We start from the raw sequence: 1,404 nt of genomic DNA, 5'->3' as shown, positions 1-1,404 counted from the left end.
CTTGTTTGGCCGTCAGTTCGGTTCGTTGATAAAGGTCGCCGTTTTTTGAAGAAAAATGTCCAAGCATGAGACGCTCGCATTCGTCTCTTACTTTCGGCCACGATTCATGAGTTCGGATCTCCACGATCCGAACCAGCAAGAGAGCCAGCCAACTGAGCAGCACATGCGCCCGGATACGGTCTTCCAAGCGATGATACATGGGGCGCAGCTCGAGTGTTGATTTCAACGTCCGAAAGGCCTGCTCGATATCCACCAGTTGCTTATACCCGAGCGCGACATCCTCGGCAGACAAGGTGTCATCGGAGGTTCGGATGAGATATTTGCCATCGTACTTTTCCGCTTCACGAACCGCTTGCTTGTCGATGCGAAGCGTTCCATCCTTCAATTGACGCAAGTATTTTCCGTAGGACGGATGGGAACGCAGCCGGCAGGTGGCCTTATGATGAGCTTCATTGGGGAGTTGGCGAAGCCCCTCCAACTCCTCTTTCAGCGATTCGAGCAGCTTTTCCCGTTCCTTGCGTTGGCGTTCGGCTTCGCTGGGATTGTACACGAGAACATAGCGCTGACGCGCTTCTCCGTCGCCCACGATGATTTCTTTGATATGCAAGTTCTCGCGAACTTGTTGGTAGCGCCCGCGACGGTTTAGGGCCTCTTCGACGGCGGCTTTGCCGGACCGCATTTTTTCGCCGACAATGTAGTGTCCCCCGGCCTGTTGCAAGATTCGCAAATTCTCTTCAGACGAAAATCCGCGGTCCATCACGCTGATCACACGCCCAAGCTTCCAGCCAATCAAGTCTTGTTTCACCTGTTTGATGACCGTCATATCCATCGTATTGCCAGGCCATACCCAAGCGCGAATGGGGACTCCTTCCCGGGTAACGGCCAGTCCAATGACGATTTGGACCAAATCGGGACGCTTATCTTTGGAAAACCCCTGCTTTCGAAGCGATTCTCCTTCTGGTGTTTCGGATGGATCCACTTCGAAGTACGACGAAGTCGTATCAAAGTAAATCAAATCGACTTCCAGGTTCAATAAATCGGCCACGGCATGGAACACTTGGCGTTCCAATTCCGGCTGCACAGCCAGCAGCTCATCCATCGCCCGGTACAACTGGTGGCTGGCGACTTGGGGAAGATGAGGGATATGCACGTCTTTCTCCACCCACTCCTCCATCGCCAACTTGCTTGACGGATGAAGGGCACGATTCGCCACCATGGCAAAAATCAGCCGTTCCAACGGAATCTGATGATGTCGGGAGGCAAACAAGGAGTGGAGAATCTCTCCCAATCCCAGTTGTCTCCAGAGCTGATCCAAAAGCCAAGCGCCACCAAGGCGTTTGCTTGATTGAAACTGAAAGTCATCCGACACTTCTCCTGTCAACGTCTCGATTTCCCAAGCCTGCT

General features: G+C 53.0%; 1 protein-coding gene. It reads right to left on the bottom strand.

Features of this window, described 5'->3' with window-relative positions; genetic code table 11:
- The coding region (locus FKZ59_RS14330; protein ID WP_141603392.1) for an IS1634 family transposase at nt 1-1,404 on the bottom strand (1,404 nt) is incomplete at both ends.

The organism is Ureibacillus terrenus (assembly GCF_006569205.1).
GTDB classification, from domain to species: Bacteria; Bacillota; Bacilli; order Bacillales_A; family Planococcaceae; genus Ureibacillus; species Ureibacillus terrenus.
Note: the sequence above shows the minus strand (reverse complement) of the source record. Positions and strands in the feature narration are given on the sequence as shown.